The organism is Pseudomonas sp. TE3895, from assembly GCF_056278855.1.
Genome location: NZ_JBWBQE010000001.1, coordinates 2,050,931 through 2,071,477 on the forward strand (window position 1 = coordinate 2,050,931; position 20,547 = coordinate 2,071,477).

The window sequence follows — 20,547 nt, forward strand, 5'->3', positions numbered from 1 at the left end:
GAGTCCAGTACATGCATCCGCGCATCCTTGAGGTCACCCAGCGGCTGGTCGAACGCAGCCGCGCCACCCGCGAACGCTACCTGCAACTGATTCGCGGTGCGGCCAGTGAAGGCCCCATGCGTGCCAGCCTGCAGTGCGCCAACTTCGCCCACGGCGTGGCCGGTTGCGGCAGCGAAGACAAGCAGACTCTGCGCCTGATGAACGCGGCTAACGTGGCCATCGTCTCGGCCTACAACGACATGTTGTCTGCCCACCAGCCTTACTTGCACTTCCCCGAGCAGATCAAGCAGGCCCTGCGCGAGGTCGGCTCGGTCGGCCAGTTCGCCGGTGGCGTGCCGGCCATGTGCGACGGGGTGACCCAGGGCGAGCCGGGCATGGAGCTGGCGATCGCCAGCCGTGAAGTGATCGCGATGTCCACAGCGGTAGCGCTGTCGCACAACATGTTCGACGCAGCACTCATGCTGGGCATCTGCGACAAGATCGTCCCCGGGCTGATGATGGGCGCGCTGCGCTTTGGCCACCTGCCGACCATCTTCGTCCCGGGTGGGCCTATGGTTTCCGGCATCTCCAACAAGCAGAAGGCCGATGTGCGCCAGCGCTATGCCGAAGGCAAGGCCAGCCGCGAAGAGCTGTTGGAGTCCGAGATGAATTCCTACCACAGCCCCGGCACCTGCACCTTCTACGGCACCGCCAACACCAACCAGTTGGTGATGGAAGTGATGGGGCTGCACCTGCCGGGCGCCTCGTTCGTCAACCCGTACACGCCGCTGCGTGACGCACTCACCGCCGAGGCTGCGCAGCAGGTGACGCGCATGACCAAGGCCAGCGGCAGCTTCATGCCGCTGGGCGAAATCGTCGACGAGAAGGCGCTGGTCAATTCCATCGTCGCGCTGCACGCTACTGGCGGCTCGACCAACCACACCCTGCACATCCCGGCGATTGCCCAGGCTGCCGGTATCCAGCTGACCTGGCAGGACATGGCCGACCTCTCCGAAGTGGTGCCGACCCTGTCGCACGTGTACCCCAACGGCAAGGCCGACATCAACCACTTCCAGGCTGCCGGCGGCATGGCTTTCCTGATTCGTGAACTGCTCGATGCCGGCCTGCTGCACGAAGATGTCAACACCGTGGCCGGCCATGGCCTGCGCCGCTACACCCAGGAACCCTTCCTCGACAATGGCAAGCTGGTGTGGCGCGAAGGGCCGCAACACAGCCTGGACGAAAGCATCCTGCGACCGGTGTCGCGACCATTCTCGGCCGAAGGCGGCCTGCGGGTGATGGAGGGCAACCTGGGCCGTGGCGTGATGAAAGTGTCTGCCGTTGCCCCCGAGCACCAGGTGGTCGAGGCCCCGGCGCGGGTGTTCCAGGACCAGCAGTCGCTGGCCGACGCGTTCAAGGCCGGTGAGCTGGAGCGTGACTTTGTCGCGGTGGTGCGCTTCCAGGGCCCGCGTTGCAATGGCATGCCGGAACTGCACAAGCTCACCCCGTTCCTCGGTGTATTGCAGGACCGTGGCTACAAGGTTGCGCTGGTTACCGACGGGCGTATGTCCGGTGCCTCGGGCAAGATCCCCGCGGCCATTCACGTTTGCCCGGAGGCTTACGACGGCGGCCCGCTGGCGCGGGTGCGCGATGGTGATATCGTGCGGGTCGACGGAGTCGAAGGCACGTTGCGGATCATGGTGTCGGCCGAAGAACTGGCCAGCCGTGAGCTGCCGCCAGCCCCCCAGGGCAACGACCTGGGGTGTGGGCGCGAGCTGTTCGGCTTCATGCGCATGGCGTTCAGCCCGGCAGAGCAGGGCGCCAGTGCCTTTACCTCGGCCCTGGAGCACCTCAAATGAAGCACCTGCTGGTTGGTGATATTGGCGGCACCAATGCCCGTTTTGCGTTGTGGCGTGACAACCAGCTGCATGAAGTAAATGTTTTCGCCACCGCGGACTACACCAACCCCGAGCAGGCCATCGAGGCCTACCTGGAAAGCCAAGGTATCGCCCGCGGTGGCCTGGCGGCGGTGTGCCTGGCGGTGGCCGGCCCGGTCGATGGCGATGAATTCCGCTTCACCAACAACCACTGGCGCCTGAGCCGCACGGCATTTTGCAAGACCTTGCAGGTCGAGCGACTGTTGCTGATCAATGATTTCACCGCGATGGCGCTGGGCATGACGCGTCTGCGCGAAGGCGAGTTCCGCGAGGTGTGCCCCGGCCAGGCCGACCCCTCGAGGCCGGCACTGGTGATCGGGCCAGGTACTGGCCTGGGTGTGGGCTCGTTGCTGCGTCTGGGCGAACAGCACTGGAAGGCCCTGCCGGGTGAAGGCGGGCATGTTGACTTGCCGGTAGGCAATGCTCGCGAAGCGGCAATCCACCAGCAGATCCACAGTCAGATCGGCCATGTCAGCGCCGAGGCCGTGCTCAGTGGGGGTGGCCTGGTGCGGCTGTACCAGGCGATCTGTGCGCTGGACGGCGACACGCCCAGGCACAAGACCCCGGCGCATATCACCGACGCCGCACTGGGCGGTGAGCCACGGGCGCTGGCGGTGGTCGAGCAGTTCTGTCGTTTCCTTGGGCGAGTGGCGGGTAACAATGTGCTGACGCTGGGCGCGCGAGGCGGGGTCTATATTGTGGGCGGCGTGATTCCGCGTTTTGCCGAGCTGTTCTTGCGTAGCGGGTTTGCCGCGAGTTTTGCCGACAAGGGGTGTATGAGTGGCTATTTCACCGGGGTGCCGGTGTGGCTGGTGACGGCGGAGTTTTCCGGGTTGGAGGGGGCAGGGGTAGCGTTGCAGCAGGCGTTGGATCACTGAGGGGGCCGCTTTGCAGCTCCGATGGCAATACCCGACAGCAGGCAAAAAGACCTGTAATCAACAAGAGGAAGGACCACCTTGAGCACTGCCGGCAAATCGATCCTGATGGTCGACGACGACCAGGAAATCCGTGAACTGCTGCAAACCTACCTGAGCCGCTCCGGCTTCCAGGTGCATGCCGAGGCTGACGGCAAGGGCTTTCGCCACGCGCTGGAAACCACGCCCTGCGACCTGGTCATTCTTGACGTCATGTTGCCCGACGAAGACGGCTTCAGCTTGTGCCGCTGGGTACGCCAGCACCCACGCCAGGCGCGCGTACCTATCATCATGCTCACCGCCAGCTCCGACGAGGCCGACCGGGTCATCGGCCTGGAGCTGGGCGCTGACGACTATCTGGGCAAGCCGTTCAGCCCCCGCGAACTGCAAGCGCGAATCAAGGCTTTGTTGCGCCGCACCGAGTTCGGCCAGGCGGCGCCGGGCAGTGCGGTGCTGGCCTTCGACGACTGGCGCCTGGACACGGTCAGTCACCGCCTGTTCCACCGTGATGGAGAGGAGGTGATCCTCTCCGGCGCCGACTTTGCCCTGCTCAAACTGTTCCTCGATCACCCGCAGCAAATCCTCGACCGTGACACCATCGGCAACGCCACCCGTGGCCGCGAACCGATGCCGCTGGACCGCATCGTCGACATGGCGGTCAGCCGTCTGCGCCAGCGCCTGCGCGATACCGACAAACCTCCCCGGCTGATCCGCACCGTGCGTGGCAGTGGCTACTTGTTGGCGGCGCATGTCTGCTGTGCGCCCTGAGCGGCGCTGGCGCCTGCTGCCGCGCTCCTTGCTGGGGCGCATGCTGCTGTTGACCTTGCTGGTTGTCCTGCTGGCCCAGGGGTTGTCCAGCATTATCTGGGTGTCCCAGCTGCGGGCCAGCCAGCTTCAGGGGCTGCGTGCCAGCGCCAGCAGCCTGGCCCATTCCATGAGTGCCAGCGTCAGTTACTTCCGCTCGCTGCCGGTGGCCTACCGGCCGCTGGTGCTCGACCAATTGCGCAGCATGGGCGGCACGCGTTTCTTCGTATCGCTCAACGCCACGCCGCTGGACATGCAGGCACTGCCCGTTACCCCTCGCAAGCAGGCGGTGATCGATGTGTTCCAGCAGGTGCTGCACGAGCGCCTGGGTTCGCAGATGGAAATTTCCGTGGAGTTTGTCGGGCCTGACGACCTGCGCATCTTCAACAGCGGCCTCAAACTCGACGAACTGCCGCGCTCATGGGCCCATTATTCGCTGACCCTGGAACCGCTGAAACCCCCGGTACTGGTCACGCAGATCCGCTTGGGCGAGGGCGAATGGTTGTACATCGCCTCACTGTTGCCCGAACCGTACACGGGGCTGGAAGCCGAACGCCTGCCGCGCCAGCAGATCGGCTTCATCGTGCTGACCACGGCCTTGCTGTTGCTGTTCATCGGCTTGCTGGTGCATTGGCAAAGCTGGCCACTGAAGCGCCTGGCGCGGGCCGCCCGAGAGATGTCGCTGGGTGCCGATGTGGCGCCAGTGGCTGAAGCTGGCGGCAGCGAAGTGGTCGAGGTGAGTCGGGCATTCAACAGCATGCGCGAGCGTATCAGCCGTTACCTGACCGAACGCAGCCAGCTGTTCAGCGCCATTTCCCACGACCTGCGCACGCCGATCACGCGCCTGCGCCTGCGCGTCGAACTGCTGGAGGACGAGCGCCTGCAGGCCAAGTTCAGCCAGGACCTGGACGAGCTGGAGTTGCTGGTCAAAGGCGCCTTGCAGTGCGTAAAGGACACCGACATCCACGAAAACATCGAGCCGGTTGACCTTAACCAGGTGCTGGAGATTCTGGCCGAGCCTTACCTGGGCGATGGTCGCATCACCGTCGAGGGCCAGGCGCTGGCGCCTTACCCGGGCAAGCCGCTGGCGTTGCGTCGCTGCATCGGCAACCTGATCGACAACGCCATCAAGTACGGCGAACGGGCGCGGCTGCGCATCATCGACGGGGCAGAGGGCTTTGTGCTGCAGGTGGATGACCAGGGGCCCGGGGTGCCGCAACAGCAGCTGGAACAGGTGTTCGAGCCGCATTTCCGTCTGGCCGGGCAGCAGCAGGGCTATGGGCTGGGGTTGGGCATTGCGCGCAACATCGCCCATAGCCATGGGGGCGAGGTGAGCTTGCTGAACCTGCGTGAGGGCGGGCTGCGGGTGACCCTGTATCTGCCGCGGGGTATGGATTGAGTTTTTGGGGTGCCTGTGCGGGCCTCTTCGCGGGTGAACCCGCTCCTGCAACGACCGAGTCAGGTTTGCGTCGTAGGAGCGGGTTCACCCGCGAAGAGGCCCGCACAGGCACCCAAAATGTCACTGCCCGGTGACAATCCCGTCGTCCTTCGTGACATCCGCCATGACCCCGCTGGCTAGAATTCGCAAACGACTGGCAAGGATCAAGCTGGCCCATGATTTCCCTCAACCTGTCCGCTCACAGCTGGCTCAATGCCCCGGCCCACGCCGCCTGGCGCCTGGCCGAAGCGCAGCGCCTGCTGGCATTCGCCAAAGCCGCGAAACTGCCCGACGGCTTCGGCAACCTAGATGCCAAAGGCCAGCTCACGCCCGGCGCCTGCGCCGAAACCATGAATACTGCGCGAATGACCCACTGCTTCGCCCTGGCCCATCTGCAGGGCATTCCCGGCAGCCTGGCCTATGCCGAACACGGTGTGGCCGCCCTGCGTGGGGCCATGCAGGACGCCAGCTACGGTGGCTGGTTCGCCCACCCCGGCGGCCAGGAAGACAGCGGCAAGGCTGCCTACCTGCATGCCTTCGTCGCCCTTGCCGCCAGCTCTGCAGTGGTGGCCGGTGCAGCCGATGCCCAGCTGTTGCTGGCCGATGCAACCGAGGTGCTCGAAACGCACTTCTGGAGCGAAGCCAAGGGTGCCCTTCGAGAGACCTTCTCTCGCGCATGGCAACTGCCTGAGCCGTACCGTGGCGCCAACAGCAACATGCACGCGACCGAGGCATTCCTGGCCCTGGCCGATGCCACCGGCAACAGCCTTTGGCTGCAACGCGCCTTGCGCATTGCTGAGCGCATTATCCATACCCATGCCGCCGCCAACGGTTATCGGGTCATCGAACATTTCGACGCCCATTGGCAGCCGCTGCCGGATTACAACCGCGAGCACCCCGCTGACCACTTCCGGCCCTATGGCACTACGCCCGGGCATGCCATGGAATGGGCACGGCTACTGTTGCACCTGGAAGCCAGCCTGCAACGGGCCGGGTTGCTCGCCCCGCAGTGGCTTCCAGACAGTGCCTGCAGATTGTTCGACGCCGCCTGCCAGCATGCCTGGAACGTCGATGGCGCTGCAGGTTTCGTCTACACCCTGGACTGGGCCAATCGCCCGGTGGTGCATGCACGCCTGCACTGGGTGCACGCCGAAGCTTGCGCCGCCGCAGCAGCCTTGTTGCAGCGCACCGGCGAAGCCCAGTACGAGCAGTGGTACCGCAACTGCTGGGGCTTTATCGCCAACCATTTCATCGACCCTGTCGCTGGCAGCTGGCACCACGAACTCGATGCCCGCAACCGGCCAGCGGGGACCATCTGGCCGGGCAAGCCCGACCTCTACCACGCCTACCAGGCGCTGCTGCTGCCAGGCTTGCCGCTGGCACCCAGCCTGGCCAGCAACCTGGCCAGCTCCAGCTATGTAACCAGATGATGACATTCACGCATCGCTTCGTTACCTGACGAGGCGGGCACGCTGTTTAGACTTCATGCTACGCAAGCGATCGACTTGCACGGCATAACAACAAGAAAGGTGCTCCGATGAATTCCACGCTCCGTCTCGCTGCCGCAATTTCCTTTGCCTCGTTAATCCCCTTGGGTGCCCAGGCTGCTGACGCCAAAGGCAGCGTCGAAGTGGTGCACTGGTGGACCTCCGGTGGTGAAAAAGCGGCGGTCGATGTGCTCAAGGCCCAGGTCGAAAAAGACGGCTTCATCTGGAAGGACGGCGCCGTCGCCGGCGGCGGTGGTGCCACGGCCATGACCGTGCTCAAAAGCCGCGCGGTGGCCGGCAACCCGCCGGGCGTCGCGCAGATCAAAGGCCCGGACATCCAGGACTGGGCGGCCACCGGCCTGCTGGATGCCGATGTGCTCAAGGGCGTGGCCAAGGAAGAAAAGTGGAACTCCCTGCTGGACAAGAAAGTCGCCGACACCGTGAAATACGACGGTGATTATGTCGCCGTACCGGTGAATATCCACCGCATCAACTGGCTGTGGATCAACCCCGAGGTGTTCAAAAAAGCCGGCATCGACAAGGCGCCCACCACCCTCGACGAATTCTACGCCGCCGCCGACAAGCTCAAGGCTGCCGGTTTCATCCCGCTCGCCCATGGTGGCCAACCCTGGCAGGACAGCACCGTGTTCGAAAACGTGGTGCTGTCGGTGATGGGCGTCGATGGCTACAAGAAGGCCTTGGTCGACCTCGACAGCGCAACGCTGACCGGGCCGCAGATGGTCAAGGCGCTGACCGAGCTGAAGAAAGTCGCCACCTACATGGACCCGGACGGCAAAGGCCAGGACTGGAACCTGGAAGCCGCCAAGGTCATCAACGGCAAGGCCGGCATGCAGATCATGGGCGACTGGGCCAAGAGCGAATGGACCCTGGCCGGGAAAACTGCCGGCAAGGATTACCAGTGCGTGCCATTCCCCGGCACCGACAAGGCGTTCCTGTACAACATCGATTCGCTGGTGGTGTTCAAGCAGAACAACGCTGGCACCTCTGCTGGCCAGCAGGACATTGCCCGCAAGGTGCTGGGTGAGGATTTCCAGAAGGTCTTCAGCATCAACAAGGGTTCGATCCCGGTACGCAACGACATGCTCGCCGACATGGGCAAGTATGGTTTCGATGCCTGTGCTCAAACCTCCGCCAAGGACTTCCTGGCCGACGCCAAAACGGGCGGCCTGCAACCGAGCATGGCGCACAACATGGCCACCACGCTGGCCGTGCAGGGCGCGTTCTTCGATGTGGTGACCAACTACATCAACGACCCCAAGGCCGACCCGGCCGATGCGGCGAAGAAGCTGGCGGCGGCTATCAAGGCTGCCCAGTAACGGCTGTTCGCGGGCACGCCCGCTCCCAGATGGGCCCTGCTCACCACTGTTCCTGGTCATGACGCCGGACCTGTGGGAGCGGGCTTGCCCGCGAAGCGGTGCGTAGCACCGCCACTACCTCGGGATCCAAGACATGACTACGACCACCGCCCAACTGCGGGCCTCACCCCTGGACGCGCTTCAGCGCTGGCTGCCCAAGCTGGTGCTGGCACCCAGCATGTTCATCGTCCTGGTGGGCTTCTACGGCTACATCCTCTGGACCTTCGTGCTGTCCTTCACCACCTCGACCTTTCTGCCCACCTACAAGTGGGCGGGCCTTGCGCAATACGCCCGTCTGTTCGACAACGACCGCTGGTGGGTGGCGAGCAAGAACCTGCTTCTGTTCGGCGGCTTGTTCATCGCCATCAGCTTGGCCATCGGTGTGTTGCTGGCGGTGCTGCTGGACCAGCGCATCCGTCGCGAGGGCTTCATTCGCACCATTTACCTGTACCCCATGGCGTTGTCGATGATCGTCACCGGTACCGCCTGGAAGTGGCTGCTCAACCCAGGCATGGGCCTGGACAAGTTGTTGCGTGACTGGGGCTGGGAGGGCTTTCGCCTGGACTGGCTGATCGACCCTGACCGGGTGGTGTATTGCCTGGTGATCGCGGCCGTGTGGCAGGCTTCGGGCTTCATCATGGCCATGTTCCTTGCCGGCTTGCGTGGCGTCGACCCGTCGATCATCCGCGCTGCGCAGATGGATGGCGCCAGCCTGCCGCGCATCTATTGGACCGTGGTGCTGCCCAGCCTGCGCCCGGTGTTCTTCAGTGCACTGATGATCCTCTCGCACATTGCCATCAAGAGCTTCGACCTGGTGGCGGCAATGACGGCCGGCGGCCCGGGTTACTCCTCCGACTTGCCGGCCATGTTCATGTACTCGTTCACCTTCAGCCGCGGCCAGATGGGCATGGGCTCGGCCAGCGCCATCCTCATGCTCGGGGCGATCCTGGCGATCCTCGTGCCTTACCTGTACTCGGAGCTGCGGAGCAAACGCCATGCATAGTCCTGTCGACAAGCCAGTGCTCAGCCTCAGCCGTATGGCCATCCATGCCGTGTTGCTGATCGCCGTGCTGCTGTATCTGGTGCCGCTGGTGGTGATGCTGCTGACCAGCTTCAAGACCCCTGAAGACATCAGCACCGGCAACTTGCTGAGCTGGCCTGCAGTGATTACCGGCATAGGCTGGGTCAAGGCCTGGGGAGCGGTCAGCGGTTACTTCTGGAACTCGATCATGATCACCGTGCCCGCGGTGCTGATCTCCACCGCTATTGGTGCACTGAACGGCTATGTGCTGTCGATGTGGCGCTTCCGAGGTTCGCAACTGTTCTTCGGCCTGCTGCTGTTCGGCTGTTTCCTGCCGTTCCAGACCGTGCTGCTGCCGGCCTCGTTCACCCTCGGCAAGCTTGGTCTGGCCAGTACCACTGGTGGCCTGGTGCTGGTGCATGTGGTCTACGGCCTGGCCTTCACCACGCTGTTCTTCCGCAACTTCTACGTGAGCATCCCCGACGCGCTGGTCAAGGCCGCACGGTTGGACGGTGCCGGGTTCTTCACCATCTTCCGCCGCATCATCCTGCCGATGTCCACGCCGATCATCATGGTCTGCCTGATCTGGCAGTTCACCCAGATCTGGAACGATTTCCTGTTCGGCGTGGTGTTCTCCAGCGGCGATTCGCAACCGATTACCGTCGCCCTGAACAATCTGGTCAATACCAGCACCGGGGCCAAGGAATACAACGTCGACATGGCGGCAGCGATGATCGCTGGCCTGCCAACCCTGCTGGTCTACGTGGTGGCAGGCAAATATTTCGTGCGCGGGCTGACGGCCGGCGCGGTCAAGGGGTAAGCCATGGCAACGCTCGAACTTCGCAATGTTAACAAGACCTACGGCAGCGGCCTGCCGGATACCCTCAAGGACATCCAGCTGTCGATCAAGGACGGCGAGTTCCTGATCCTGGTGGGCCCGTCGGGCTGCGGCAAGTCGACCTTGATGAACTGTATCGCCGGCCTGGAGCAGATCACCGGCGGCGCCATCCTCATCGACGAGCAGGACGTCAGTGGCATGAGCCCCAAGGACCGCGATATCGCCATGGTGTTCCAGTCCTATGCGCTGTACCCCACCATGAGCGTGCGCGAGAACATCGAGTTCGGCCTGAAGATCCGCAAGTTGCCCCAGGCCGCCATCGACGAGGAAGTGGCGCGGGTGGCCAAGTTGCTGCAGATCGAACACTTGCTGGCGCGCAAGCCGGCGCAGCTGTCCGGCGGCCAGCAGCAGCGTGTGGCCATGGGCCGGGCGCTGGCGCGGCGACCCAAGATCTACCTGTTCGATGAACCCCTGTCCAACCTCGATGCCAAGCTGCGGGTCGAAATGCGCACTGAAATGAAGTTGATGCACCAGCGCCTGAAGACCACCACGGTGTACGTCACCCATGACCAGATCGAGGCCATGACCCTGGGCGACAAGGTGGCGGTGATGAAGGACGGCATCATCCAGCAGTTCGGCACCCCGCAGCAGATCTACAACGACCCGGCCAACCAGTTCGTGGCCAGCTTCATCGGTTCGCCGCCAATGAACTTCATTCCGGTGCGTCTGGCCAGGCAGGATGGCCGCTTGCTGGCGCTGCTCGACAGCGGCCAGGCGCGCTGCGAACTTCCCTTGGGGGAGGCTGCTGACGCGCTTGAGGGGCGCGAGATCATCCTCGGCATCCGCCCTGAGCAGATCGCCCTGGGCGCTGCTGACGGCAATGGTTTGCCGGCTATCCGCGCCGAGGTGCAGGTCACAGAGCCCACCGGGCCGGACCTGCTGGTGTTCGTCACGCTCAACCAGACCAAGGTGTGCTGCCGCCTGGCGCCAGATGTGGCGTGCCGGGTGGGGGACACCCTCAACCTGCAATTCGACCCGGCCCGGGTGCTGCTGTTCGACGCTGCCAATGGCGAGCGCCTGCACCTGGCCAGCACTGGCGCAACCGCAAAGGACAACGTGGCTCACTTCAAAGGCCGTTGACTCGTCTACACCATCAATAAGAAAAAGAGGACGCAAAGGGATGGAACAGCGCAAACGCATCAAGACACTGGGATCGCTGGCCTTGCTTGCACTTGTAGGCAGCAGCGGTACACAGGCTGCCGAGGCTTTTTCCAGCGAATCCAAATGGATGACCGGCGACTGGGGCGGCACCCGGACCGAGCTGCTGGACAAGGGCTATGACTTCACCCTCGATTATGTGGGTGAGGTGGCTGGCAACCTGCATGGCGGCTACAACGACGACAAGACAGCACGCTACAGCGACCAGTTCGCCCTCGGCGCGCATCTGGACTTGCAGAAGATACTGGGTTGGCATGATGCCGAGTTCAAGCTGGCGATCACCGAGCGAAGCGGTCGCAACCTGTCCAACGACCGCATCAGCGACCCACGCGCCGGGCAGTTCAGCTCGGTGCAGGAGGTGTGGGGCCGTGGCCAGACCTGGCGCCTGACCCAGATGTGGATCAAGCAGAAGTACTTCGACGGCGCGCTGGACGTGAAATTTGGCCGTTTTGGCGAGGGCGAGGACTTCAACAGCTTCCCTTGCGACTTCCAGAACCTGGCCTTCTGCGGCTCGCAGGTGGGCAACTGGGTGGGCGGCATCTGGTACAACTGGCCGGTCAGCCAGTGGGCGCTGCGTGTGAAGTACAACATCACCCCGGCGTTCTTCGTGCAGGTCGGGGCCTTCGAGCAGAACCCCTCCAACCTGGAAACCGGCAACGGCTTCAAGCTGAGCGGTAGCGGTACCAAGGGGGCGATCCTGCCGGTGGAAGCGGTGTGGTCGCCCAAGGTCAATGGCCTGCCGGGCGAGTACCGCCTGGGCTACTACTACAGCACGGCCAAGGCTGACGATGTGTACGACGACGTCAACGGCAACCCGCAGGGGCTGACCGGTGAAGCCTTCAAGTCGCACTCAAGCAAGCATGGATGGTGGGTGGTGGCGCAGCAGCAGGTCACTGCCCATGGCGGCGACGTCAACCGTGGCCTCAGCCTGTTCGCCAACTTCACCGTGCACGACAAGGCCACCAACGTGGTCGACAACTACCAGCAGGTGGGGCTGGTCTACAAAGGCGCTTTCGACGCCCGGCCCAAGGATGACATCGGCTTCGGCGTGGCGCGAATTCATGTGAATGACGACGTGAAGAAGCGCGCCGAACTGCTCAACGCACAGAGCGCCATCAACGATTACGACAACCCTGGTTTCGTACCGCTGCAGCGTACCGAATACAACGCAGAGCTCTACTACGGCTTCCACGTTACCAACTGGCTGACCGTGAGGCCCAACCTGCAGTACATCAAGAGCCCTGGTGGGGTGGACGAGGTGGATAACGCGCTGGTCGCTGGCTTGAAGATTCAGTCGTCATTCTGAGTCAACTTGTTGTAAATTTACGCCAATCCATTTTCGGTTCCCGGCACCCACTGGTCTGCAGTGGGTGTTGGGGATAGGCCGAGACAGCGCTATCTCAAACAACAAGAGCTCTGAACCATGCCCGAACATCCGCTCCATCGCTTCTTCTCCTCGCAGCGGCCCCGGCCGACATTCGAGTGGGAGCGTTATCAGCAGCGCGATGTCCTGATCATCGATCACCCCCGTTGCCAGGCGGTGTTCAGCCGCCAGGGCGCGCAGTTGTTGCACTTTCAACCAGCGGGTGAACGGCCGTGGCTGTGGTGCGCCGAACAGTGGCCGCAGGTTGGGGCGATCCGGGGTGGTGTGCCGGTGTGCTGGCCCTGGTATGGCCGTCATCCCAGCGAAGACCTGTGGCCGGCCCATGGTTGGGCGCGGCTGCTGGACTGGAAGCTGGTGGACAGCCGTGAGGACGAGGAGGGCGTGACCCTGAAATGGCGGCTGGACCTGTGCGATTGGCAGGTCGACCTGCACGCCCGGCTGGGTAGCCGCATGGAACTGAGCCTGAGCACCGAGCATCAGGACAGCGAACCCTGCCAGTTGAGCCATGCACTGCTGGCGTACTGGCGCATCAGTGACGTGTCCGAGATAGCGCTGTCTGGTCTGGAAGACATCGAGGGTTACGACCGCCTCAACCGTCAGGCTTGCCGTGAAGATGGCGCGCTGAAGCTCAAGGGCGGCTGCCAGAAGGTCTACCCCGGTACGCCACGGGTGCAATTGCAGGACCCGGCCTGGCAGCGCGAGCTGTGCATCGACACCGGTGACAGCGACGACACCGTGGTCTGGCACCCTGGCAATCGCCCGCTGATGGGGGTGACTGGCCGCGAGTCGCAGCGTTTTGTCTGCGTCGAGGCGACCAGCGGCAGTGGTGAAGGCCTGAGCCTGGCGCCTGGGCAGCGTGCGCACCTGCGTTTGCAGGCGCACCGGCTCAGTTGAGTTCGTCGTCCTCGATCGGGTAGCGGCTGGCGTTGAGGCTTTCCTTGATCTTGCGCAGGTGGGGCTGGAAGTCCACGCCGCGGCGCAGGGTCATGCCGGTGGCCAGTACATCGAGCACGGTCAGCTGGATGATCCGCGAGGTCATCGGCATGTAGATGTCGGTATCTTCCGGCAGCGGAATGTGCAGGCTCAGGCTGCAAGCATTGGCCAGTGGCGAGCCTGCGGCGGTCAGGCCCAGCACCGAAGCGCCGTTTTCACGTGCCAGGCGCGCCACTTCGACCAGTTCGCGGGTGCGCCCGGTGTAGGAAATGATCACGAACAGATCGCCGGTGTGGGCGACCGAGGCCAGCATGCGCTGCATTAGCACATCGGCGTGGGCCGACACGGCCAGGTTGAAGCGGAAGAACTTGTGTTGCGCATCCAGGGCCACTGGGGCTGAGGCGCCGAGGCCGAAGAAGTGGATCTGCCGGGCCTGGATCATCATGTCCACGGCGCGGCTGACCTGCTGCGGGTCCAGTTGCTGGCAGGCGCTGTCAAGCGAGGCGATGGCGCTGGCGAAGATCTTCTGGGTGTAGGCGGCCGGGTCATCGTCGGCCTCTACCGCGCGGCTGACATAGGCGGCACCACTGGCCAGGCTCTGCGCCAGTTGCAGCTTGAGCTCGGGGTAGCCGCTGACGCCGAACGAGCGGCAGAAGCGGTTGACGGTCGGTTCGCTGACCTTGGCTGCCTGGGCCAGCGCAGCGATGCTGAACCGGGTGGCTTGTTGCGGGTTGAGCAGGATGACTTCGGCGACTTTGCGTTCGGCCTTGTTCAGCTCGTCGAGGCGGCCCTGGATCTGTTCCAGGAGGTTTCGCACGCGGTCCATGGGTGTGTCCTTGGGTCGGGAAGACAGCCGGCTGTGTGAGCAGCAGGCTTTTTGCACGGTCGTCTATCGTACTGTCGGTGCGGTTGGCGTACCACTTGTCTGTAACACTTGTGTGTAATGTTGTGGTTTTTACTACATTATCCCTTGAAAACCGTGTGTGAAAGCGGTATTCCTAGACCAACTTTAGGAAAGAACCAACATCATGGCTGCAATCAGTGTCGAACCTTGCACCTTTGCCCTGTTTGGCGCCCTCGGCGACCTGGCATTGCGCAAGCTGTTTCCTGCGCTCTACCAGCTCGACCGGGCCAACCTGTTGCACCCGGACACCCGCCTGCTGGCCCTCGCCCGTGAGGTCGGCAGCGCGCAGGAGCACCTGGACAGCATCGAAGCCCACCTGCGCCGGCACGTGCCCGAGGCAGATATCGAGCCTGCTGCGCTGGGGCGCTTCCTCGCCCGCCTGAATTACCAGCACCTGGACTTCCTTCAGCCCGAGGGCTATCAGGCCTTGGCCGAGCAACTGCCGGGCGAGCTGCCGCTGATCGCCTACTTCGCCACGGCGGCGGCGGTGTATGGGGCCATCTGCGAAAACCTCGACAAGGTCGGGCTGGCTGCGCGCACCCGGGTAGTGCTCGAGAAACCTATTGGCCACGACCTGGAGTCGTCGCGCCGGGTCAACGATGCCGTGGCGCGGTTCTTCCCTGAAAGCCGGGTCTACCGCATTGACCACTACTTGGGCAAAGAGACGGTGCAGAACCTGATTGCCCTGCGCTTCGCCAATAGCCTGTTCGAAACCCAGTGGAACCAGAACTCCATCTCCCATGTGGAGATTACCGTCGCGGAAAAGGTCGGTATCGAGGGCCGTTGGGGCTATTTCGACAAGGCCGGCCAACTGCGCGACATGATCCAGAATCACCTGCTGCAGTTGCTGTGCCTGATTGCCATGGACCCGCCCAGCGAACTGTCCGCCGATGCCATCCGCGACGAGAAGGTTAAAGTGCTCAAAGCCCTGGCACCGATCACTGGCGATGGCCTGAGCACCAGCGTGGTGCGCGGCCAGTACATTGCCGGCTACAGCGAAGGCAAGCCGGTACCGGGTTACCTTGAAGAAGACAACGCCAACGCCCAGAGCGACACCGAAACCTTCGTCGCCCTGCGCGCCGACATCCGCAACTGGCGCTGGTCGGGCGTGCCGTTCTACCTGCGAACCGGCAAGCGCATGCCGCAAAAACTGTCGCAGATCGTCATTCACTTCAAGGAAACGCCGCACTACATCTTCGCCCCGGAACAGCGTTTGCAGATCGGTAACAAGCTGATCATCCGCCTGCAACCGGACGAAGGCATTTCTTTACGGGTGATGACCAAGGAGCAGGGCCTGGACAAGGGCATGCAACTGCGCAGTGGCCCATTGCAGCTGAATTTTTCCGATGCTTGGCGCAGTGCACGAATTCCGGATGCCTACGAGCGGCTGTTGCTCGAAGTGATGCGCGGCAACCAGAACCTGTTCGTGCGCAAGGACGAAATCGAGTATGCCTGGAAGTGGTGCGACCAGTTGATCGCCGGCTGGCGTAATGCGGGCGATGCGCCCAAGCCATACGCGGCGGGCTCCTGGGGGCCGATGAGCTCGATTGCACTGATCACACGCGATGGGAGGGCGTGGTATGGGGATATCTGAATTGAAACTGCCAGCGGCCGTGAAGGCTCATGAACTGGCGGATGCCAAGGCACTGTCCGTGTCCTTGGCTCATGATGTGGCTGAGCGCCTGCGCGCCGCGATTGCCGCCAAGGGGCAGGCCTGTGTGGTGTTGTCTGGCGGCCGCAGCCCGGTGCCGTTCCTGGAGAAACTGGCCAGCGAGCACCTGGACTGGGCCAAGGTCATCGTCAGCCTGGCTGATGAGCGCTGGGTGCCAGTGGAGCACGCTGACAGCAATGCCGGCCTGCTGGCCCGCCACCTGTTGAAGGGCGCAGCGGCCGAGGCCCGTTTCGTTGGCCTGTACCAGCAGGCGGAGAACCTCGATGCAGCTGCGCTCAAAGCTGACCAGGCCTTGGCCGAGCTACCGCCGATCGACGTGCTGGTGCTGGGTATGGGCGACGATGGCCATACCGCCTCGCTGTTCCCCGCCAGTCCCAACCTGGAAGCAGGCCTGGACCCGGCCGGCCCACGCCGCTGCCTGCCATTGCTGGCGCCGAGCGTGCCGCACCAGCGCCTGTCGATGACCCGTTCGCTGCTGGCCAGCGCGGCCTTCATCGCGCTGTCTGTGCAAGGCCAGGGCAAACTCGCTACCCTGCGCGCCGCGCTGGCGGGCAACGACCTTACTGAAATGCCGATTCGCGCTTTTCTTCACGACCCCCTGGACATCTACTGGTGCCCATGAGCCAAGGATCCACAGTCATGACCACCCTTGAACGCCCACAGCCCAAGCTCTCGATGGCTGATAAAGCCGCGCGGATCGACGCCATTTGCAAAAAGGCGCGCATCCTGCCGGTAATCACCATTGCTCGTGAGGAAGACATCCTGCCGCTGGCTGACGCCCTGGCCGCTGGCGGTATCCGTACCCTGGAAGTGACCCTGCGCTCACAGCATGGCCTCAAGGCCATTCAGGTGCTGCGTGAGCAGCGCCCGGAGCTGTGTGTCGGCGCCGGTACCGTGCTCGACCGCAGCATGTTCGCGGCGGTTGAAGCTGCGGGCGCGCAGTTCGTCGTTACCCCTGGCATTACCCAGGACATTCTCGAGGCTGGCGTGGACAGTGAAATCCCGCTGTTGCCGGGCATCAGCACGCCGTCCGAAATCATGATGGGCTATGCCCTGGGCTACCGCCGGTTCAAGTTGTTCCCGGCGGAAATCAGCGGCGGCGTAGCGGCGATCAAGGCCTTTGGTGGCCCGTTCGGCGACATTCGTTTTTGTCCTACCGGTGGTGTAAACCCGGCCAACGTGCGCAACTACATGGCACTGCCAAACGTGATGTGCGTGGGGGGAACCTGGATGCTCGACAGCAGCTGGATCAAGAACGGTGACTGGGCGCGGATCGAAGCGTGCAGTGCCGAGGCGATGGCACTGCTGGACGCCAACTGAAAACTGTTGTGTGCTTTACGGCTTGTGGGGCGCTTGGTCGGCGCCCCTTTTTTTTTGCCTGGGGTATTTGCAGTGGTTGTGCTGGCCCTTTCGCGGGTAAACCCGCTCCTACGCACCGATCTGCGGTGGACATACACCGGGGGGCACAGGCCGTTGTAGGAGCGGGTTCACCCGCGAATGGGCCGGGCCTGCTGGCCAATATCCCTGGCCGTTCACCGTTGCCGTGGCCTCCGTATTCGCGGGTAAACCCGCTCCTACACCTGATCGGTGGTGGACACACATTGGTGATTGGACACAGGCCGTTGTAGGAGCGGGTTTACCCGCGAAAGGGCCAGTGCAGGCCAACAAAAAAGCCCGCATCAAACGATGCGGGCTTTCTCATCCCTCATTCCAGGCTTCAGGCCGCCTTGGCTTCCTGCTGGCTCAGCGAGCGGTTCAGTGCACTGAACAGCGCCTTGAAGCTGGCCGTGGTGATGTTCTCATCGATACCCACGCCATGTACCGGGCGGCCACCGGCCACGCGCAGTTCGATGTAGGCAGCTGCCTTGGCGTTGGTGCCAGCGCCAATCGCATGCTCGTTGTAGTCCATGATCTCCACGGCAATCGGCAGGCCGGCCACCAGTGCTTCCAGGGCGCCGTTGCCCTTGCCGCGCCAGTGCAGGGTGGTTTCGCCTTCACCGGCAACTTCCACTTCCACGGCGCTGTGGCCGTTTTCTTCCTGCAGGCGATGGCTGACCAGTGCGTATGGCGCGTTGGCCTGGAGGTATTCCTTGTGCAGCAGGCTGTAGATCTGCTGGGCGGTCATTTCCAGGCCCAGGCGGTCAGTCTCACCCTGTACCACCTGGCTGAATTCGATCTGCATGCGACGCGGCAGGCTGATGCCATATTCCTGTTCGAGCAGGTAGGTGATACCGCCTTTGCCCGACTGGCTGTTGACGCGGATTACCGCTTCGTAGCTGCGGCCGATGTCGGCCGGGTCGATCGGCAGGTAAGGCACCTCCCACAGTTCCCCATCCTGCTGCTTGGCGAAGCCCTTGCGGATGGCGTCCTGGTGCGAGCCAGAGAACGCGGTATGGACCAGGTCGCCCACATACGGGTGACGTGGGTGTACCGGCAACTGGTTGCACTCTTCGACCACCTTGCGCACACCGTCGATGTCGGAGAAGTCCAGCAACGGGTCGATGCCCTGGGTGTAGAGGTTCAGTGCCAAGGTCACCAGGTCGACGTTACCGGTACGCTCGCCGTTGCCGAACAGGCAGCCTTCGGCACGGTCGGCGCCGGCCATGAGGCCCAGTTCGGTGGCAGCGATGCCGGTACCGCGGTCGTTGTGGCAGTGCAGGCTGATGATCACGCTGTCGCGGCGGCTGACGTTGCGGCAGAACCACTCGATCTGGTCGGCGTAGATATTTGGCGTGGACACTTCCACGGTGGCCGGCAGGTTGAGGATGATCTTGTGTTCAGGGGTAGGGTTCCACACCTCGATGACCGCGTCGCAGACCTCCTTGGCGAACTCCATTTCAGTGGCGCTGAAGGTTTCTGGCGAGTACTGGAAGGTCCACTGGGTTTCCGGCTGCTGGGCGGCGTACTTGACGAACAGCTTGGCCGCGTTCACTGCGATGTCCTTCACGCCTTGCTTGTCCTGATTGAAGACGATGCGGCGGAACGACGGGCTGGTGGCGTTGTACAGGTGGACGATGGCCTTCTTCGCACCGCGCAGCGATTCGAAAGTACGGGCAATCAGGTCTTCACGTGCCTGGGTGAGCACCTGGATGGTGGTGTCATCCGGGATGTGGCCGTCCTGGATCAGGGTGCGCACGAAGTCGAAATCGGTTTGCGAGGCAGACGGGAACGAGGCTTCGATCTCCTTCACGCCAACCTGCACCAAGGTCTTCCAGAAGCGCAGTTTCTTCTCCGAGTCCATCGGCTCGATCAGCGACTGGTTGCCATCACGCAGGTCGGAGCTGCACCAGATGGGGGCCTGGGTGATGGTCTTCGACGGCCAGGTACGGTCAGGCAGGTCGATGGTCGGGAAAGCGCGGTATTTCTTCGAAGGGTCTTTGAGCATGGTCATGGAAGCAATCCTTTTGTGTGCGGCCGAGATCGGGCCTGCCGAGCGATAACGATATGAAGAGGCGAGGCGACGCGATTCAGCCTGGTAGTCGGGCGCTGACCAGGCAGAGGCTGCGATGTTGTCGGAGCAGGATGAGGGTGCTGAAGGTTTTCATGCCTTCAAACTTAACCAGTGGGGTGGGGGATGGCAAGCGTTCGGGGAAAATTGAGAGAAATGCTTAAAAAAAGCCATTAGGCGAGATTTTATGGCTTGATTGGGCTGAGTGCTTCGTTGCTTTTGCGCGGTATTTTTCGATGGCGCAACACAATGGAAGAAATGCCAGCGGTGCTGGCCCATTCGTGGGTAACCCCGCGCCTACAGGTACGCCGCCCCTTGTAGGAGCGGGTTTACCCGCGAATGGGCCGGCCCAGGCAGCGCACCGTTCAGGGCTGGAACGCCCCAATGAAAATCGCCGGGTCCACCCGCGCATCGTTCAGGCTGACGTTCCAGTGCATGTGCGGCCCGGTAGCCCGCCCGGTCGAGCCCACGCGCCCGACCACCTCGCCACGACGCAGTTGCTGGCCCACCTGCACATCGATTTTCGACATGTGGCAGAACATGCTGATAAAGCCCTGCCCATGGTCGACGAACACCGTGCGGCCGTTGAAGAAATAGTCCCCCACCAGAATCACTTTGCCATTGGCGGGTGTCTTGATCGGCGTGCCTGCCGGCACCGCAAAATCCAGCCCCGCATGCGGGTTGCGTTCTTCGCCGTTGAAGAAGCGGCGCACGCCGAACTTGCTCGACAGCGGGCCGTTGACCGGCTTGTCGAGAACCAGGTTGCTCGGCAGGTTAGGGCTGAAGCTGCGGTAGGCCTTGATCTGCTCGGCCAGTTCGCGGTCGATGCGCTTGAGGTCGGCCGGGTTCGGGTTGACCTGGCGCGTGTTCTTCAGGGTGATGCGCTGCTCAGGGTACGTCTTGCTGCCTACGCTGAAAGGCAGGGTGCGCCCGCCCTGGTTCAGCACTGCGGTGCCGGGCTTCTGGGTCAGCGGGATGCCGACGATGGCCAGCCAGTTGTCCTGCTCCTTCACCACCAGCACCGGTTTGCCGTCGAAACGGGCGCTGGGTGCGTTGGCGGCGGGGCCCAGGTCGACGACTGCCACACCGCCGGGTACCGGTTTGTTCAGTGTGCGGGTGATGTAGCTGGCCTGGGCGCCGCCGGCCAGCAGCAACAGGGAAAGGGCAAGCAGGGGCGCGAGCACGCGGGGCATG

The 20,547-nt window shown here is 63.2% G+C and carries 17 protein-coding genes; 14 read left to right on the plus strand and 3 right to left on the minus strand.

Annotated features, from left to right (window positions below; translation table 11 throughout):
• Positions 1-11: 11 nt before the first annotated feature.
• From edd to ACZ889_RS09315, 11 genes are all read left to right on the plus strand, one after another.
• Complete coding sequence (edd, locus tag ACZ889_RS09265; protein ID WP_003255057.1) at positions 12-1,838, plus strand: phosphogluconate dehydratase; 1,827 nt, start codon at positions 12-14, stop codon at positions 1,836-1,838.
• Positions 1,835-2,794, plus strand: coding sequence for a glucokinase (locus tag ACZ889_RS09270; RefSeq protein ID WP_004575645.1), 960 nt, complete (start codon positions 1,835-1,837; stop codon positions 2,792-2,794). The genes edd and ACZ889_RS09270 overlap by 4 nt, the downstream gene beginning before the upstream one ends.
• 78 nt (positions 2,795-2,872) lie before the next feature.
• Positions 2,873-3,598: a two-component system response regulator GltR gene (gene gltR / locus ACZ889_RS09275; protein WP_108191521.1), complete on the plus strand. Its 726-nt coding sequence runs from the start codon at positions 2,873-2,875 to the stop codon at positions 3,596-3,598.
• Positions 3,579-5,033, plus strand: a complete 1,455-nt coding sequence (locus ACZ889_RS09280) for an ATP-binding protein (protein ID WP_010952195.1) — start codon at positions 3,579-3,581, stop codon at positions 5,031-5,033. The genes gltR and ACZ889_RS09280 overlap by 20 nt, the downstream gene beginning before the upstream one ends.
• Before the next feature lie 215 nt (positions 5,034-5,248).
• Positions 5,249-6,502 carry a D-mannose isomerase gene (locus ACZ889_RS09285; protein WP_180688773.1) on the plus strand — a complete coding sequence of 418 codons (1,254 nt, stop codon included), beginning with the start codon at positions 5,249-5,251 and terminating at the stop codon, positions 6,500-6,502.
• A 107-nt stretch (positions 6,503-6,609) separates the two neighbouring features.
• Positions 6,610-7,896, plus strand: a complete 1,287-nt coding sequence (locus tag ACZ889_RS09290) for an ABC transporter substrate-binding protein (RefSeq protein ID WP_476257323.1) — start codon at positions 6,610-6,612, stop codon at positions 7,894-7,896.
• 133 nt (positions 7,897-8,029) lie between these two features.
• Positions 8,030-8,938, plus strand: a complete 909-nt coding sequence (locus tag ACZ889_RS09295) for a carbohydrate ABC transporter permease (protein ID WP_003255050.1) — start codon at positions 8,030-8,032, stop codon at positions 8,936-8,938.
• Complete coding sequence (locus ACZ889_RS09300) at positions 8,931-9,776, plus strand: carbohydrate ABC transporter permease (protein ID WP_003255048.1); 846 nt, start codon at positions 8,931-8,933, stop codon at positions 9,774-9,776. Before ACZ889_RS09295 ends, ACZ889_RS09300 begins: the two co-directional genes overlap by 8 nt.
• 3 nt (positions 9,777-9,779) lie before the next feature.
• A complete protein-coding gene (locus tag ACZ889_RS09305; RefSeq protein ID WP_003255047.1) occupies positions 9,780-10,934 on the plus strand; it encodes an ABC transporter ATP-binding protein in 1,155 nt (384 codons plus the stop codon).
• Positions 10,935-10,974: 40 nt separating this feature from the next.
• Positions 10,975-12,318 (plus strand): carbohydrate porin, encoded by a 1,344-nt coding sequence (locus ACZ889_RS09310; protein ID WP_476257324.1) that lies wholly within the window; start codon positions 10,975-10,977, stop codon positions 12,316-12,318.
• A gap of 117 nt (positions 12,319-12,435) precedes the next feature.
• Positions 12,436-13,290 (plus strand): D-hexose-6-phosphate mutarotase, encoded by an 855-nt coding sequence (locus ACZ889_RS09315; protein ID WP_003255044.1) that lies wholly within the window; start codon positions 12,436-12,438, stop codon positions 13,288-13,290.
• Here ACZ889_RS09315 and hexR read toward each other — a convergent pair.
• Positions 13,283-14,146 (minus strand): DNA-binding transcriptional regulator HexR, encoded by an 864-nt coding sequence (hexR, locus tag ACZ889_RS09320; RefSeq protein ID WP_169774905.1) that lies wholly within the window; start codon positions 14,144-14,146, stop codon positions 13,283-13,285. The two genes, ACZ889_RS09315 and hexR, sit on opposite strands and share 8 nt — an antisense overlap.
• Before the next feature lie 211 nt (positions 14,147-14,357).
• Here hexR and zwf point away from each other — a divergent pair, with 211 nt between their 5' ends.
• From zwf to ACZ889_RS09335, 3 genes are read left to right on the plus strand one after another with little or no spacing between them, the layout of a single operon-like run.
• Positions 14,358-15,827 (plus strand): glucose-6-phosphate dehydrogenase, encoded by a 1,470-nt coding sequence (gene zwf / locus ACZ889_RS09325; protein WP_010952201.1) that lies wholly within the window; start codon positions 14,358-14,360, stop codon positions 15,825-15,827.
• Positions 15,814-16,527 (plus strand): 6-phosphogluconolactonase, encoded by a 714-nt coding sequence (gene pgl / locus ACZ889_RS09330; RefSeq protein ID WP_180688770.1) that lies wholly within the window; start codon positions 15,814-15,816, stop codon positions 16,525-16,527. Before zwf ends, pgl begins: the two co-directional genes overlap by 14 nt.
• Before the next feature lie 17 nt (positions 16,528-16,544).
• Complete coding sequence (locus ACZ889_RS09335) at positions 16,545-17,225, plus strand: bifunctional 4-hydroxy-2-oxoglutarate aldolase/2-dehydro-3-deoxy-phosphogluconate aldolase (RefSeq protein ID WP_003255037.1); 681 nt, start codon at positions 16,545-16,547, stop codon at positions 17,223-17,225.
• Between the two features lie 397 nt (positions 17,226-17,622).
• Here the strand turns inward: ACZ889_RS09335 and leuA are convergent, their stop codons facing one another.
• Positions 17,623-19,296 carry a 2-isopropylmalate synthase gene (gene leuA / locus ACZ889_RS09340; protein WP_003255035.1) on the minus strand — a complete coding sequence of 558 codons (1,674 nt, stop codon included), beginning with the start codon at positions 19,294-19,296 and terminating at the stop codon, positions 17,623-17,625.
• Positions 19,297-19,718: 422 nt separating this feature from the next.
• Positions 19,719-20,546, minus strand: coding sequence for a M23 family metallopeptidase (locus ACZ889_RS09345; protein WP_012051358.1), 828 nt, complete (start codon positions 20,544-20,546; stop codon positions 19,719-19,721).
• Position 20,547 lies beyond the last annotated feature (1 nt).

Bases quoted from the DNA above. Each gene is read 5' to 3' on its own strand.
- edd (WP_003255057.1), top strand. From the start codon at position 12: ATGCATCCGCGCATCCTTGAGGTCACCCAGCGGCTGGTCGAACGCAGC.
- ACZ889_RS09270 (WP_004575645.1), top strand. From the start codon at position 1,835: ATGAAGCACCTGCTGGTTGGTGATATTGGCGGCACCAATGCCCGTTTT.
- ACZ889_RS09280 (WP_010952195.1), top strand. From the start codon at position 3,579: ATGTCTGCTGTGCGCCCTGAGCGGCGCTGGCGCCTGCTGCCGCGCTCC.
- ACZ889_RS09285 (WP_180688773.1), top strand. From the start codon at position 5,249: ATGATTTCCCTCAACCTGTCCGCTCACAGCTGGCTCAATGCCCCGGCC.
- ACZ889_RS09290 (WP_476257323.1), top strand. From the start codon at position 6,610: ATGAATTCCACGCTCCGTCTCGCTGCCGCAATTTCCTTTGCCTCGTTA.
- ACZ889_RS09295 (WP_003255050.1), top strand. From the start codon at position 8,030: ATGACTACGACCACCGCCCAACTGCGGGCCTCACCCCTGGACGCGCTT.
- ACZ889_RS09300 (WP_003255048.1), top strand. From the start codon at position 8,931: ATGCATAGTCCTGTCGACAAGCCAGTGCTCAGCCTCAGCCGTATGGCC.
- ACZ889_RS09305 (WP_003255047.1), top strand. From the start codon at position 9,780: ATGGCAACGCTCGAACTTCGCAATGTTAACAAGACCTACGGCAGCGGC.
- ACZ889_RS09310 (WP_476257324.1), top strand. From the start codon at position 10,975: ATGGAACAGCGCAAACGCATCAAGACACTGGGATCGCTGGCCTTGCTT.
- ACZ889_RS09315 (WP_003255044.1), top strand. From the start codon at position 12,436: ATGCCCGAACATCCGCTCCATCGCTTCTTCTCCTCGCAGCGGCCCCGG.
- zwf (WP_010952201.1), top strand. From the start codon at position 14,358: ATGGCTGCAATCAGTGTCGAACCTTGCACCTTTGCCCTGTTTGGCGCC.
- pgl (WP_180688770.1), top strand. From the start codon at position 15,814: ATGGGGATATCTGAATTGAAACTGCCAGCGGCCGTGAAGGCTCATGAA.
- ACZ889_RS09335 (WP_003255037.1), top strand. From the start codon at position 16,545: ATGACCACCCTTGAACGCCCACAGCCCAAGCTCTCGATGGCTGATAAA.
- leuA (WP_003255035.1), bottom strand. From the start codon at position 19,296: ATGACCATGCTCAAAGACCCTTCGAAGAAATACCGCGCTTTCCCGACC.
- ACZ889_RS09345 (WP_012051358.1), bottom strand. From the start codon at position 20,546: ATGCCCCGCGTGCTCGCGCCCCTGCTTGCCCTTTCCCTGTTGCTGCTG.